This is a genomic window from Pelotomaculum propionicicum (assembly GCF_048984525.1).
Classification (GTDB): domain Bacteria; phylum Bacillota; class Desulfotomaculia; order Desulfotomaculales; family Pelotomaculaceae; genus Syntrophopropionicum; species Syntrophopropionicum propionicicum_A.
In genome coordinates, this window is record NZ_JBMGJC010000009.1 from 134,569 (window position 1) to 148,250 (window position 13,682).

The 13,682-nt window shown below is 52.1% G+C and carries 13 protein-coding genes and 1 pseudogene; 4 read left to right on the forward strand and 10 right to left on the reverse strand.

Annotation, left to right across the window (positions count from 1 at the left end; all coding sequences use genetic code 11):
• Positions 1-40: 40 nt before the first annotated feature.
• The 4 genes from ACOBQJ_RS11545 to ACOBQJ_RS11560 form a co-directional block, all read right to left on the reverse strand.
• On the reverse strand, positions 41-796 hold the full coding sequence (locus ACOBQJ_RS11545) for an ABC transporter ATP-binding protein (RefSeq protein WP_421071918.1): 756 nt from the start codon (positions 794-796) through the stop codon (positions 41-43).
• Between the two features lie 52 nt (positions 797-848).
• Positions 849-2,255, reverse strand: a complete 1,407-nt coding sequence (locus ACOBQJ_RS11550; protein ID WP_421071919.1) for an efflux RND transporter periplasmic adaptor subunit — start codon at positions 2,253-2,255, stop codon at positions 849-851.
• Positions 2,256-2,751: 496 nt separating this feature from the next.
• Positions 2,752-4,245 carry an ATP-binding protein gene (locus ACOBQJ_RS11555; RefSeq protein ID WP_421071920.1) on the reverse strand — a complete coding sequence of 498 codons (1,494 nt, stop codon included), beginning with the start codon at positions 4,243-4,245 and terminating at the stop codon, positions 2,752-2,754.
• Complete coding sequence (locus ACOBQJ_RS11560; protein ID WP_421071921.1) at positions 4,242-4,925, reverse strand: response regulator transcription factor; 684 nt, start codon at positions 4,923-4,925, stop codon at positions 4,242-4,244. The genes ACOBQJ_RS11555 and ACOBQJ_RS11560 overlap by 4 nt, the downstream gene beginning before the upstream one ends.
• Positions 4,926-5,303: 378 nt before the next feature.
• Here ACOBQJ_RS11560 and ACOBQJ_RS11565 point away from each other — a divergent pair, with 378 nt between their 5' ends.
• From ACOBQJ_RS11565 to ACOBQJ_RS11575, 3 genes are all read left to right on the forward strand, one after another.
• Positions 5,304-6,086: an RNA polymerase sigma factor gene (locus tag ACOBQJ_RS11565; RefSeq protein WP_421071922.1), complete on the forward strand. Its 783-nt coding sequence runs from the start codon at positions 5,304-5,306 to the stop codon at positions 6,084-6,086.
• A 67-nt stretch (positions 6,087-6,153) separates the two neighbouring features.
• Positions 6,154-6,582: a DUF3795 domain-containing protein gene (locus ACOBQJ_RS11570; RefSeq protein ID WP_421071923.1), complete on the forward strand. Its 429-nt coding sequence runs from the start codon at positions 6,154-6,156 to the stop codon at positions 6,580-6,582.
• A gap of 57 nt (positions 6,583-6,639) precedes the next feature.
• Entirely contained in the window at positions 6,640-7,161 is a 522-nt protein-coding gene (locus tag ACOBQJ_RS11575) for a DUF3795 domain-containing protein (RefSeq protein WP_421071924.1), read from the forward strand.
• Between the two features lie 62 nt (positions 7,162-7,223).
• Here ACOBQJ_RS11575 and ACOBQJ_RS11580 read toward each other — a convergent pair whose 3' ends face one another.
• The 6 genes and pseudogenes from ACOBQJ_RS11580 to ACOBQJ_RS11605 form a co-directional block, all read right to left on the reverse strand.
• Complete coding sequence (locus ACOBQJ_RS11580) at positions 7,224-9,785, reverse strand: RyR domain-containing protein (protein ID WP_421071925.1); 2,562 nt, start codon at positions 9,783-9,785, stop codon at positions 7,224-7,226.
• Positions 9,786-9,914: 129 nt separating this feature from the next.
• Positions 9,915-10,262 carry an arsenate reductase family protein gene (locus ACOBQJ_RS11585; protein ID WP_421071926.1) on the reverse strand — a complete coding sequence of 116 codons (348 nt, stop codon included), beginning with the start codon at positions 10,260-10,262 and terminating at the stop codon, positions 9,915-9,917.
• Complete coding sequence (locus ACOBQJ_RS11590; protein ID WP_421071927.1) at positions 10,262-10,456, reverse strand: YwbE family protein; 195 nt, start codon at positions 10,454-10,456, stop codon at positions 10,262-10,264. The genes ACOBQJ_RS11585 and ACOBQJ_RS11590 overlap by 1 nt, the downstream gene beginning before the upstream one ends.
• A gap of 10 nt (positions 10,457-10,466) precedes the next feature.
• Complete coding sequence (locus tag ACOBQJ_RS11595; RefSeq protein ID WP_421071928.1) at positions 10,467-11,219, reverse strand: alpha/beta fold hydrolase; 753 nt, start codon at positions 11,217-11,219, stop codon at positions 10,467-10,469.
• Between the two features lie 119 nt (positions 11,220-11,338).
• A pseudogene (locus tag ACOBQJ_RS11600) lies at positions 11,339-12,139 on the reverse strand (protein kinase domain-containing protein); the annotation flags it as partial.
• 36 nt (positions 12,140-12,175) lie between these two features.
• On the reverse strand, positions 12,176-12,481 hold the full coding sequence (locus tag ACOBQJ_RS11605; protein ID WP_421071929.1) for a zinc ribbon domain-containing protein: 306 nt from the start codon (positions 12,479-12,481) through the stop codon (positions 12,176-12,178).
• A gap of 443 nt (positions 12,482-12,924) precedes the next feature.
• Here ACOBQJ_RS11605 and ACOBQJ_RS11610 point away from each other — a divergent pair, with 443 nt between their 5' ends.
• Positions 12,925-13,674: an MBL fold metallo-hydrolase gene (locus ACOBQJ_RS11610; protein WP_421071930.1), complete on the forward strand. Its 750-nt coding sequence runs from the start codon at positions 12,925-12,927 to the stop codon at positions 13,672-13,674.
• The last annotated feature ends 8 nt before the right edge of the window (positions 13,675-13,682 follow it).

The window sequence follows — 13,682 nt, forward strand, 5'->3', positions numbered from 1 at the left end:
TTTATCCCGTTGAGGGCTACTTCAAAGTTATTTGAGAATTTCAACTCACCGCCCCCGCTTCCTCCGGCAATGCGGCCAGGTCCGCGGCGGCGCTGCCGGTATTTGTCACCGGGGTGTCTTCTATGATGCGGCCGTCCCTCAGGATAATCAGGCGGCGGCAGTATTGGGCGATTTCTTTTTCGTGGGTAACAATGATGACAGTAATGCCCTTCTCGCTGTTTAGACGCTGAAGCACGGATATAATCTCCACGCTGGTCCTGGAATCGAGAGCGCCTGTCGGTTCGTCCGCCAGGATCAGGGAAGGGCCGTTCACCAGTGCCCGGGCGATGGCGACCCTCTGCTGCTGGCCGCCGGACATTTGGCCGGGGTAGTGGTTAATGTACTGCGACAGCCCGACCCAGGCCAGGGCTTCTTTCACCCTTTCCTCCATCTCGTGTTTTGGAGTGCCGGCGTAGACCAGAGGGAGCAGCACGTTGTCACACACGGACACTTTGCCCAGCAGGTTGAAGCCCTGGAACACGAAGCCAAGCCTCTTGTTGCGTATTTTGGCCAGCTGGTCTTTATCTAAATCTGAAACATTGTCGCCGTCCAGGTAGTAGGTGCCCTCAGTCGGCCGGTCAAGGCAACCGATCAGGTTGAGCAGTGTGCTTTTGCCCGAACCGGAAGACCCCATGATTGCTGCCATCTCGCCTTCCTGCACGCTAAGTGAGACGCCCCTCAGGGCAAAGACCTGGGTTTCTCCCATGTCATATGTCTTTTTGATATTTTCCATCACGATTGCTGCTTTTCCGGACATATCGTACCATCCCAAGTTCAATTTGCATTCAGGCGTTGGACCAAGAGCCGTCCTACCGGGGCGGCCCGCCCATAAACACGGCGCCGCCTGTGCCTCTGTTATTGCCGCTGCTGCCGCCGCTGCCCGAACCTGGATTTGTGCCTGAGCCTGACGTGCCGGAATTGCCGCTGCCGGCGCCGATCACCACTGTTTCGCCTTCACTGAGCCCTTCTTTTACTTCGTAGCTGCTGGAGTCCGACAGCCCCAGTACCACCGGCCGGGTTGATAAGTTGCCGGACTTATCCATAACAATGACGCTGGCGCCGCGGCCGGGGCCGTTTCCTGTCCCGGCGGACTGTTTGGCGGCATAGGTGACTGCTCCCTTGGGCACGGTAAGGACGTCTTCAGACTCCTCGACAATTATGGTTATGGTCGCCGGCATGCCGGCTTTCAACTCGTTCTGGTTGTCATCCAGTGTGATCACCGTATCATAGACCTGCACGTTTGACACCGTGGTGGCTATGGGCGAGACGCTGCTGACCTTGCCGGTAAAGGTCTTGTTGGGAAAAGCGTTGACGGTAAGCTCCGCTGTCTGGCCTATTTTCAGACTGCCGATGTCAGCCTCGTTGACCTTGGCCTCCACCTGCAGCTTTTCCGAGATTACGGTCATAAAACCGCTGCTGCTGCTGGTGGTATTGTTGTTGGCGGTAGCCCGCTGGCCTTCGCCGCCGTTGATCACACTGACGATACCGTTCATCGGGCTGGTCATCTTCGCCCCGGTCAGTTCCTTCTGTGCCATCTTAAGCTGGGCGCTGCTGCTTTCATAGGTGGCTTCCGCCGCCGCCAGGTCTGCCGCCGTGGCGCCGGCCAGGGTCGTCCTCAGCGCGGCCTCGGCCTGCTTCAGGCTGCTTTCAGCGCTGATGTATGTACTCTCCGCCGAGTCCAGGTCGGCCCGGGAAACGGCCCCCGCCTGGAAAAGCTGCTGGTAGCGCTCCAGGTTTGTCTTGGCCTGGTCGTATGAATTCTGTGCGGTTTTGACGCTGGTCTCAGCCTTGATTATTTCTTCCTCCGTCGCGCCGTCTGCCAGGTCTGCCAGCTTGGCGGCGGCGCTTTTCAGGCTGGCCGAGCTCTGGGACACCTGCGCCTGCAGGTCGTCTTCTTCCTGTTCAGCCAGGAGCTGCCCGGCGGTCACGTAGTCGCCCACCTTGACGTAAATTTTCCTGATGATCTCCGCGTTTTCAAAGCTCAGCGACACGGTGCTCACCGGCTCTATGGTGCCGGTGGCCGGGATGGTATTTGAGACAGTGCCTTTTTTAACGGTGCTGGTTATGTATGTGCTGTCCTGTTTGCTGCCGCCCCAGAAAAAATAGCCGCATATGATTAACAGAACTGCCGCGGCTATTGTGCCATAAAGAAATTTTTTCTTTTTAAAGATTCCCGTGACCTTATTAAGTTTTAGTGAGCTGAAGATATTTTTCATACGGTATCCCCTCGGCATTTTAATCTCGCAGAACCTTTATTTAACAATAATATCTTTGTTACCTGAATTATCCCTTAACGGAAACTGAACATTAACTGAAAGTGTGCCAAGCGTGTCAAGGGGACGGTTCTCTTGACACGGTTTTGCGGGAAGCGTGTCAAGGGGACGGTTCTCTTGACACGATTTGTGGGTAATTTGAGCAGTTAATTGGCATTTAATGATGACGGGTCGTTTAGGAATCACGGGAACGTTCCTAATGATTCATCGCGAGCTTGTTAGCCGGGATTCATCAGGCTATTTGGAAGAGCACCTCATAAACAAAAATAGGCGGGTAAAATCCCGCCCTGCCAGGCAACTTCTGTTTTTTTGAGAATATCTATTTGGTAGTGAGCGGGATTCAAATATTGCATCTCATATTACCATTTTTCAATGGTGTTTCCCTTTTCACTCTGTATTCAAGAATGCGACAGGAGAAAACCGTCCCCCTGACACGTTTTTAGGGGAGCCAAATGATAAAAGTACAGCCTTCTCCTTCTTTGCTTTCCACGCTGATGGTTCCACCGTGGGCGTTTACAATGGACCTGGTAATCGCCAGGCCGAGGCCGGCCCCGCCGTATTTGCGCGTGCGCGAGGAGTCGCTGCGGTAAAAACGGTCAAAGACATGGGGGAGGTGGCTTTCGCTGATCCCCGGCCCGTTATCCCGGACCGTCAGCTGCACGCCGCTGTCCATTTTAGCGAGCGAAATCCTGATCTGTCCCTTTTCAGGGTCAGTGTGCTGCACCGCGTTGTGAAACAGGTTCAGCACCACCTGTTTCATTTTGTCAGTGTCAAAACTGCATATTATCTCAGGCTCGATATCCAGGTCAAGCTTCCTGCCGCCGGCGAGAATGCGCAGCTGCGGCTCCATATCCTCGAACACGGTGTCCAGCCGCCCTTCCTTGAGATCGATGTTTGGCTCGCGGTCCAGCTTGCTCAAGAGCAGCAGGTCGTGCACAAGTTTGGTCAGGCGCACCGATTCGCCGTGCATGCTGTTTAAAGCTTTATGCAGCTGTTCCGGCTGGTCGGCAGCGCCGCGCAGCAGCACCTCCAAAAAACCACGGATGGAGGTCAGCGGCGTGCGCAGTTCGTGCGAGGCGTCCGATATGAAGCGGCGCATCTGCTCCTGGGTTTCCTTTTCCGCCTCAAACGAAGCTTCCAGCCGCTCCAGCATCCCGTTAAATGATTCCGCCAGGCGGTCTATTTCCACCTGCCCCTGGTTGGTCGGAAATCGCTTGTCTAAATTACCGGCGTCGATCTGACCGGCGGTGTCTACCATGTTGGACAGGGGATCCAGTGTCCTTCGCAGAACCGGCAAAAAGGCGAGCAGCCCGAAGATCATGGCGGCCAGGGAAAGGAACAGGAATGTGAACAGCTGGCGAAGAAGCAGGTCTGTCAGCGGGCCGGTCTTAGTACTTACCTGCACGATGCCGAGGTTCTGGCCGTGCTCAAAAACCGGCTGCAGTACCAGTAACTGTTCCACTCCCCCGCTCTCAACAACCTTAAAGTTTGACCTTATCACCAGCTTTGCCCCCGATCTGGGCTCCGGCCTGGTATCCTGCATAGGCCTCCTGTTTAAGAATTCCATATACTCCTGCGTGCCCAGCCTCGGCGGCTCTAAGCCGTCCGGCCCGTTGGAGAGCACGGTGTAATTGCCCTGCGTGTCTATAAAGGCCAGTTCGGTCTCGGGAAAAAAGAACCGCGGCAGTCGCGTGTCGCCGTTTTCCTTTATTGAGCCGAGACGCTCCCAGATAGCGGGGTAGAAGGATATGAGCTGGCTCTGCATGCTCTCCGCTTTATTTCTGTAGATAACCTCTTTCATGAAAACATATTGAAATATGCCGATCAGCGCCAGCAAAACGGCCATGATCAGCAGGGTGCGGGACAAAAGCTGGACCCGGAGCGAGTTGGGAGTTAATAAAGATTTGAGCCGGGTGGCGAATTTCTGGTTCATGGCAGGTCAACCCGGTACCCGGATCCGCGCAGGGTCCTGATCAGCTGGTGGTCCTTGTCGTTCAGCTTATCCCGCAGGGAACGGATGTAAACCTCGACTATGTTTTCTTCTCCCCCGAAGTCATAGCCCCATACCTTATCCAGGATCATGGTCTTGCTCAGAACCAGACCGTGGTTGAGCACCATAAATTTCAGCAGTTCGTACTCGGTCGGCGAAAGCTCCAGGACCCGGTCATTCAGCCTGATTTCTTTGCGGCGGTCATCGATCTGAAACGGCCCGATTACCACTTCCCCGAACAAATGGGGAAACTGGTTGCGGATCCTGGCGTAGATCCTGGCCAGCAGCTCTTCAAAGCTGAACGGCTTCACCATGTAGTCGTCGGCCCCAAGATTGAGGCCCTTCACCCGGTCGTCCACCTCGTCCTTGGCCGTGAGCATGATTACCGCTACGTTCCCGGTTTTTTTGATCATGCGGCAGACTTCAAAACCGTCCATGCCCGGCATCATGACGTCGAGGATAGCCACATGGGGCTGGAACTCCTTCAGCAGGGTGATGGCCGTCATGCCGTCCTGGGCGCTTTTTACCTCAAAACCCTCGTTTCGCAGGCCGAGCTCCAAAAACTGCAGTATGTTCGGCTCGTCGTCCACCAGCAATATTTTTATTCCTTTCAGCTGCTGCATAACTGTCAACCACCTCTTCGAGCGTGTCAAGGACGGTTCTTTTCGTGTCATGAGGACAGTTCTGTTGACACGCTTTTGTCCCAAGATTTAATATTAGTAATCGTGTCAACAAAACCGTCCCCAAGACACGGAACCGTCCCCTTGACACACATTGAATTTTTATCCAGTGCCCCTGCTTATATTATCCGGGCCATTGCTGAAACCATTCTGAATGGAAACTGAAAATTTGTTGAATAAGTGAATATATAACCAAATTTTATTAATTGTAAATATGATTACTTCGTTATTCCACGAAAAAAAGACAAATCCTCGTTAAGAGGACTTATAATCCCGTCATCGAAATTTATATTAGCAATCCTCCTGAAGGAAGTGGATATTATGTCCCCTGTACTAACAGATCTCTTTGACCAGCTCTACCGGGACAATCAGGACAAGGTATACAGGCTGGCCCTGGGGCTTACGAACAAGCCGGGCGACGCCGAGGATATTACCCAGGAGGCCTTTTTCCGGGCTTTTCGTTCCTATCATACCTTTCGTGGAGAAAGCTCTTTTTTTACCTGGATATATAGAATTACCCTGAATGTGGCCAACAGCTACCTGAAAAAAAGGAACAAGCTGCCGATTTACGTGATGACCGAAGATTTGGGCATCCCGGTCGAGGAGATCCTCGACCTCAACCCGTCTCACGACCCGGAAACCGAACTGCTGGCCCGGGAGGCCAGGATCCGCTGCATGCACTGCTTTACGGAATGCCTTCCTGTCAACCAACGCAAAGTTTTCTGCCTGGCGTATACCATAGGCCTGCCCTACAAGCACATCGCTGAAATTTTAGACTGCTCGGTCAGTTCAGTTAAAACCACACTGCACCGGGCCAAGAAAAGAATTACCGGCTACCTGGAAAACCAGTGCCAGTTAATTAAAAAATCAAACCCCTGTCACTGCAGCCAGTGGGTCCGCTACGGTCTGAAGCAGGGCTGGATTAAAAAAGAATACCTGGTAAATCCCCGCCCTGAAATCATCATCAAAGCCGAGGATGAGATCGTCGAACTGAAGATGCTGCGAGATGTCTACCAGTCCCTTTACCGGGACACCGCCGACGAATCTTTATCAAAAAGGGTCAGGGAAGGCATAAAAAATAAAGAATGGGAAATTTTGTCCTGAACTTTTTGTAACCTTTCAGTACCCGCGGCAGTCTAACTGATAAAACAAGGGAAAGGAGGCTACCGTTATGAAAGGCTCAGCTGATTTTACTCTAACAGGACCGTGCGGCATTTACTGCGGTGAATGTGAGGCCTACAAAGCAAAGGACGACCCCGCTTTATTGGAATACATGAAGAAAGCTCTCAACACAGACGCGCTGCCCTGCCCCGGCTGCAGGACAGTCCAGGGAAAATGCCCGGCCATAGCCGGCACATGTGAAACTTATACCTGCGCAGCTGAACACGCGGTTGATTTTTGCTACGAGTGTAAAGGATTCCCATGCGCCAGGTTAAACCCGGCTGCAGACCGGGCAGAAAGGCTGCCCCATAATATTAAAGTTTTCAGCCTGTGCACCATCCAGAACCAGGGACTGGCCAGCCTGGTTGAGAAGTACCCAGAGATAAAACAAAGGTATTTCAAGGGCAAAATGGCTATCGGCAGGGGACCGCAGCTGTGATAACCCGCTTTGGGTGTAAATGGAAGGAAATTATATTAAGAGAGGGGATAGTGAAACATGGATAGTAAAAAACCCAGTGTCCCGGACAAAAAGCTGGCCGCCGTTTGCGGGCTGTTCTGCCCTTCTTGCACTGTATATATCGGCAACCATAAGGACCCCGGGAGGCTTGAGGCGATGTCCAGGCGTATCGGTCAGCCGCTCGACAAGCTGCAGTGCAACGGCTGCCGCTCGGATAAACGCTCTTATTATTGTGAGAATATCTGCAAGATGTATAAATGCGCCGCTGAAAAAGGGATCGACTTTTGCGGAGAATGCGGGGAATACCCGTGTGCCGACCTGAAATCGTTTCAGGCAGAGATGCCGCACAGGCTGGAACTGTGGAAATCCCAGGAACGAATTAAAGAAGCAGGCTATGAAAAGTGGTTCGAGGAAATGGACCGGCATTACTCCTGTCCCTCCTGCGGCACAATCAACTCCGCCTACGACATGGCCTGCTGGAAATGCGGCACGGCTCCCGGTTGTAACTTTGTGAGCGAGCACAAGGAAGAAACCATCAGGATGATGGCCAGTAAAAAGTAAAACCGTGTCAAGGGGACGGTTCTCTTGACACGATTTTACCTGTTCTATTGCAAAAAATGCGATTATACCGGCTTCAGGTACTCCACCTTAAAGTGCGCGTTGGCCAGGATGGCGGGCCATTTTTCCACCATGCTGCTGACGCGCTTTTTCCACTCTTCGTTCAAGACGTCCCAGGACACCAGGTTGGGGTCGGTTTTCAGCTGTTCGTCACGGGATACACCGAATTTCCAGCCCAACTCTTTTCTATGTGCAAACCAGTTGTCATGCGTATATTCGGCCAGGCTGAGTATTTCCTTTTCACTCAGCTTGATTGCCTCGGATTTTCCAATTACCGAAACGATATCATATTGAAGCCGCACCATGGCGTCCGGGATCTGCCTGATGTGCTCCCGGTAGAAATTCCTCTCATCCTCCGGCATGGCTTCCCAGCGTTTTTTCACTGTTTCATGGCTGATACCGTCTTTTTCGATGGTTTTCTGGACCATTTCAAAAATAGCGTGGGTCAGGCTTTCAATTTTTTCACTGTAGAACACGTCATGCATCAAGTGGCGGGTGAACTGCTCTTCATCCACGTGCAGCTTCAGCTGCTCCTTGGAAGGCAGGTGTGACTGCTCCCATTTTTTGGCGTTGGTCAGTATGCTCATGTCCATGATCGCTTCCATGGACCTTGATTCATGCTTGTACCTGGGGACCTTCAACAATGCCCGCAGCACCCCGTTATCGATCTGCGCCTCACCCCTGTCGTTAATCAGGTGAGGCAGCTTTCTCTCAAAAAAGGACCTGAGCAGCATCGCCCTGCGGATGACAAAAAGCTGGTCCACCCGGTGGTTCGCCGGGTTCGGGCCGAGGATGTTGACGTTCCCCCTCAGACGGCTGATGAAATCCGGTCCTTTCGCGCTTTTAAAATCCATTACAAACCGTTTCTTTTCCTCTTCGTCCGTGATTGTCTCGCCGCAGAATTCCTCAAATGTGCTGCTGGTCCCGCCCGCGAAAACAAAAATTGCCTTTCCGATCGGGTGCACAGCGTCCTCTTCTCTGAACAGCCCGTCCTGCATGGGAGCCAAAAAGTACTTCAGCCAACCCAGCTTTCCTTCAAAAGAAGTGTCAAATTCATCAAAAACAATCAGCGGCACCTTCCCCCGCAGCGAAAAATCCCTTGCCTTATGAAAGACCTTCGCCAAATCGGAAGGAGACCGGAACTGGGACAGGTTAAAGTTCAGCTTGGTGATCAGGTCAGGCGCGATATTCGCCGCCACCTCGGTTACCCCAAAAGATTTTCCGGAGCCTGGAGTCCCGAATACGGCGATGGAAAGGGGCCTGAGCGCGTTTTTCGTGGCAATGTACTCGCCCATCAGGTTGTTGATGCTGCGGTAGCTTTCGATCTCTGTCCGGTCCACGGTTTTCAGCTGGCCGAACCTGGCCACCGGGATAAACTTCAGGACCTTCTCATCGCCGTTTTTTACAATTTCCGCGGCAATTTCCACCAGGTTGGACGGGCTTTTATCATTTAAAATATACCATTTGTCCTGGCTGTTATCATTGATTGGAATGTGGATCTTTACATCCTGCACACTTTCTTTTGAAATTGCATCACTGTCATCTTCCGAGAAGATTTTTGGATTGGGGAAAGTAATCCCAGATGTACTCCCGCCAAAACCCTCGATATAATACTTTTGCGCGGCCACGATGCCTTCGCGTATGCCGTCATTGATTGAAAAAACCAGTTCTTCCTCTTTCATTCCATTCGCAACAATACTTTTTACCAACCCGGCGACAAAACAGGAGGTATATCCGTACATCCCGCCCTGGATTTCCTTCAGGAAATCCCCCTCGAACTGATAGGGCATAAAATAGAGCCGTGATTCGGTAACACCGTTACATTTATAATAGATCGCTCCCTCCAGCCCGAAAGTAAAAATCAGGTGCCTGCACCCCACCAGAAATGAAAGGTTCGGGTTGTTGTTCAGCTGCCATACAAAATCCTGTGCCGTCCTTTCCCAGGAGATGCTTTTGCTGATGTTCACGCCCTTGGCACGGAGGTCTTCACTGTTGATGATGATGATCATTTTTTCAATATGTGTTTCCACCAGGTGCTTCCATAAAGCGCTGGACATGTTCGGATTATTCACTTTATACAGGACCAGGGGATTTTTCCCTGCACTTTTCAGGGCCAGCGGCCAAAAGTCCGGCTGCTCGTTGAATCCATTGTTCTCGTCGTCAATGACGACCATGGCCGCGTCCGCGTCATCATCAAAAACAGGGAGCAATTTTGGCAATCCGGATGGCGTTCCTGTAAAACCAAGAAAGCGGCTGGTCCGGTATACTTTACTGGTGTCCTTTCTCCCTGGAATTCTGGGAAACAGTTCTATCTCTGCTGTGGAATGAAGGAATTCATTAAAATTAATGGATGCCGTATTCCGCATATCCGGAGCAAGGACCGTTTGGCCGGTTGCCAGGGAGATAAGCCTGGCCAACAGCATGGATTCACCCGGCACCGATATCCTGCTCATATTTTCCTGGGTCTGCCAGTTCCAGCCGTTCTGAACCTGCGGGGAGGTGGTCCAAAGAAGTTTATTAATGCAAATATCGCCGCTTGCTACGACTGTGTTGTTCCGCTCACTCATATATTTTACCTCAATAAAAATTTCTGCTGTGTCACCGATGCTAAAATACCGGTACAACTATAAAATTCACCATCCAAACAATATCCCCTCTCTAAGAAAGGGGATATTTGCGGGTGTTTTGATTTAACTTTATTCCAGCCACTGCTTCCATACCTCGGGGCGGTAGCCGACTGTCGCCCTTGGGCCGCTCCTGACCAGCGGCGTTTTAAACAGGAGAGGGTTGGTCAGCAGCGCCTCTTCCACATCGTGCGCGATATACTTCAGGTTGCGCCTGGCATATTCTTTCCCGGCTTTGTCGATCAGGTTTTCCAGGCCGACTGCCTGCTTGACCTTTTCCAGTTCGCCCTTGCTCAGGCCGCGCACGGTCAGGTCGATGAAATGGTAGGGGATGCCTCGCTCCTTGAAGAAGCGCTCCGCTTTCCTGGTGTCCTGGCATTTCTTCAGTCCGAAGACCTGGATATTGTACTTCTCTGCCATCAGTCGATCACTTCCTGCACTCTGCCAATTATTCCGTTATCCAGACGCACTTTGATACCGCGGTTGTGGAAGGGGCTTTTGGTAAGGATGTCTTTTACCACTCCCTCGGTTAACTGCCCGGTACGCTGGTGCTGTTTCTGAATTACTTTTACTTTCAAGCCCGGTCGTATGTTTTTTCGTTCGTTCCCAATCACGGCATATCCTCTATAAATTTAAATTTTCCAGAAAGTGTGAGACTTCCGCGCGAAACTCGTCCGGCCGGCTCTGCATCAGTGTATGTGCCCCGGTCGCGTAGAACACGGCTTTAGACGACAGTATCTGCCTGGCAACACCGGCGACGCGGCCTTCAATATTGACGACCAGGTCATCCGCCAGGCTGGCTGTCAGCAACACGGGGCATTGGATTTCACCCAGCCTGCCTTTATAAAAGCTTTCCCCTGCCCTGGCATTTTTTACGACCAGTCTTGTATCTAGACTGATCACATCCAGCCAGTCCTCGCCATGCGCCCTGGCCCAGAAACGGGCCTGCCTCTCTGTGATAACCTTGCGCGCGTTCGTCACAGACACAATGTCGTCTTCACCGGGGAACTCGCCGGGTATGCTGTCGGCAACAACGCATTTAACCGATCCACGGGACAGTATCGCCACATTGAGTCCAATCAACCCCCCGCCGCTGGTGCCGATAACAAAAATGCCGGGGATCTGCAAAGAGTTGATCAACTCCACGCACATCAGGGCGTTATACCACCAGAAGTCAATGGGGAAACTCTCCACCCTGCCTGACTTCCCGTACCCGTGGTAGTCTGGACATATCACCCGGTAACGCTGTGAAAAGTATTCAATATCGCCTTTGTGAACGGACGAAGAGCATGTGTTACCAGGCAGCAGCAGTACTGTTTCTCCTTCTCCTTCATCTCTGTAAAATATCTTATTACTATTCCAGCTGAAATATGGCATGGTAATCACTCCGCGTCGGAATATTATACAATTTAAGTATATCAGAAAAATTCCCGCATTTATTAATGTGTTATCAAAAACAAAAAGCCAGAGAAAGGCCCCTGGCTCATTTTCGATATTTACAACAGGGAATTCAGTTGTTCCAGCGCCTCAGCGGCCGTCTCGAAACCGTCCTCCCGGGCTAAAAGCCTCGACAGGAAGCCCGTGAAAGGCCGCGAGAGAGGCAATACCTCCTGCCATGGCATTTCAAATAAAGCTTCGTCCTCTACCCAACTGGTGAAAAGGTCCACAGCCACGACCCCGGCCCCGAAAAGGTCGCTGCGCGGGGAAATTTCCGTGCGCAGCAGCCGGTAAGTCTCCGCGCCCGGTATCTTTTTTCTTGACGGCAGATCGCCAAGCCGCCTCAAGAGGAGCTCACCGCCTAAGCTGTTGCTGTATTTGTATTCCAGCGGGTCGGGGCAGGAGAGATTCCTGGGCAGGTCGAGATATCTCGCGAATCCAAAATCTATTAAAAATAGTTTGTCGTCTTTCAGCAGCAGGTTGGAAAGTCTCAGGTCGCGGTGGACCACGGCGTTCTCCCGCCGTGGCGGAGAGTGCAGGCTGTTCAAAATGGAAAGAAGCTGCAGGAGAAGTCCCTTTACCTCTCCCTCGCTGAAACGGCGGCCCGCTTCCAACAGGCTGCTTAAAGGCATTCCCGCCACGAACTCCTGGACGATGCAGTAGATATCGCCGGCTGTGAAGGATTCCACAAAACCCGGTACCCGTGGGTGCGCAATCCCCCTGAGGATTTCTGACTCCAGCTGAAAAGGAAGTTCACCCCGCGGTTGGTCTTCCCTGTCTATCAACGCCTTAATAGCGTAATGACGTCCATCCCGGCCGGCCTTTATTGCCACCCCGTAGCTTCCCTGACCGAGTAATGCTTCAACAGTATATACCCCGAGCCGGGGATGCTCCCTTCAGGAAGAAAAGATGCGGCCCAGGAAACCCCGCTTATGGCGCCGGCGGGAACTGCTGCCGTGATGGTACCCGTGCTGGTACTGGTCCCGCGGGTAATGATGCTGCGACGGCGGTGGCGGGGGAGAATTTGCCGGATACTGCTGGTTCGGCTGCCCCTTTAACGACGTGCCGCAGTGGGGGCAGGACACCCAGGCCGGATCGACCTTCTTCCCGCATGAGTAACAGCTGCTCACTATTTGCGCGCCGCAATACGGGCAAAATTTAAAATCTTCCTGCAGGGCTTTCTTACAGCTAGGACAGTTCATTCAAAAACCTCCTTTTGTTTGTAGATTCAAATCTCCATGCTCAAGCATCTCAAGGCTTCCATTTTTATTTGTTTCCATATTTAGTATATCACAGCATAACCAGTGTTAGCCATAAGGTGTCTGAGGAACGGTTCTCCTGGGACACTGGGACAAGGAACCTGTCCTCCTGTCCCTGCCTGCAATTTCAAAAGGCACTCTCCCCTGAGCAAGGCGTGAGGTTTACTTTTCACCAAGCGCTGCATTTGTCTTCTGAAACTCAACTCAACCCTTTCGCTTTTCCAAAACATATTGTTTCCCTTATTGTATCTCATTATAATCATCTACTTGACAAAATAATTTTTATGTGTTATCATAAAATTTTTATCTATTGACTGTAATTCCTCAAATATGATATATAATATGTGCACGAAAATTACGGGGGTCGCCCCATTGGAGGAGATAGGATGAAGGTAGCTGATGGAGTGGAAATGCTGGAGCTCTCTGCGGTTGTTATGGGAGAGCAAAATGTTGTTAATCCCACGCTGATCTGGGACGATGTCGAAGTGATCCTGGTGGACACGGGATTTCCCGGCCAACTGCCAAAAATCCGCGCAGCGATGGAGAAAGCGGGTATGCCGTTTGGACGCATCGGCAAAATTATTTTCACCCACCACGACATAGACCATGTGGGAGGGATGCCGGCTGTTCTGCAGGACCTGCCCCAAAAGCCGGAAGTGCTGGCCCACGAGGTCGAGAAACCTTATATCCAGGGCGAGCTGCCCTCGGTCAAGCTGACGCCGGAAAGGATGGCGCTGATTGACTCACAGCTTGTCTCCCTGCCGGAGGAACAGCGCCTGGTCATGAAAAAAGTTTTTGAAAACTTCAGGGACCTCAAGGTTGGGGTAGACCGCACCTTTACTGACGGCGAGGAACTGCCTTATTGCGGCGGCATCATTGTGGTCCACACCCCGGGCCACACCCCGGGCCATACCTGCCTTTACCTAAAACGAAGTAAGACTTTAATCGCCGGGGACTCCCTGTTTGTTACCGGCGGCCTTCTGGTGCCTGCCCCGCAATTCATTAACCATGACAGTGAAACCGCGTTAAAGTCTCTGAAGAAACTTACCCTTTTTGACATTGATACGGTGATCTGCTACCACGGCGGCCTGTACCGGGACAACCCCGGCCGGTGTATCGCGGAGCTTGCCGGCTGAAGTCAAAA

Coding starts and splice junctions, on each gene's coding strand:
- ACOBQJ_RS11545 (WP_421071918.1), bottom strand. CDS start 796: ATGTCCGGAAAAGCAGCAATCGTGATGGAAAATATCAAAAAGACATAT.
- ACOBQJ_RS11550 (WP_421071919.1), bottom strand. CDS start 2,255: ATGAAAAATATCTTCAGCTCACTAAAACTTAATAAGGTCACGGGAATC.
- ACOBQJ_RS11555 (WP_421071920.1), bottom strand. CDS start 4,245: ATGAACCAGAAATTCGCCACCCGGCTCAAATCTTTATTAACTCCCAAC.
- ACOBQJ_RS11560 (WP_421071921.1), bottom strand. CDS start 4,925: ATGCAGCAGCTGAAAGGAATAAAAATATTGCTGGTGGACGACGAGCCG.
- ACOBQJ_RS11565 (WP_421071922.1), top strand. CDS start 5,304: ATGTCCCCTGTACTAACAGATCTCTTTGACCAGCTCTACCGGGACAAT.
- ACOBQJ_RS11570 (WP_421071923.1), top strand. CDS start 6,154: ATGAAAGGCTCAGCTGATTTTACTCTAACAGGACCGTGCGGCATTTAC.
- ACOBQJ_RS11575 (WP_421071924.1), top strand. CDS start 6,640: ATGGATAGTAAAAAACCCAGTGTCCCGGACAAAAAGCTGGCCGCCGTT.
- ACOBQJ_RS11580 (WP_421071925.1), bottom strand. CDS start 9,785: ATGAGTGAGCGGAACAACACAGTCGTAGCAAGCGGCGATATTTGCATT.
- ACOBQJ_RS11585 (WP_421071926.1), bottom strand. CDS start 10,262: ATGGCAGAGAAGTACAATATCCAGGTCTTCGGACTGAAGAAATGCCAG.
- ACOBQJ_RS11595 (WP_421071928.1), bottom strand. CDS start 11,219: ATGCCATATTTCAGCTGGAATAGTAATAAGATATTTTACAGAGATGAA.
- ACOBQJ_RS11605 (WP_421071929.1), bottom strand. CDS start 12,481: ATGAACTGTCCTAGCTGTAAGAAAGCCCTGCAGGAAGATTTTAAATTT.
- ACOBQJ_RS11610 (WP_421071930.1), top strand. CDS start 12,925: ATGAAGGTAGCTGATGGAGTGGAAATGCTGGAGCTCTCTGCGGTTGTT.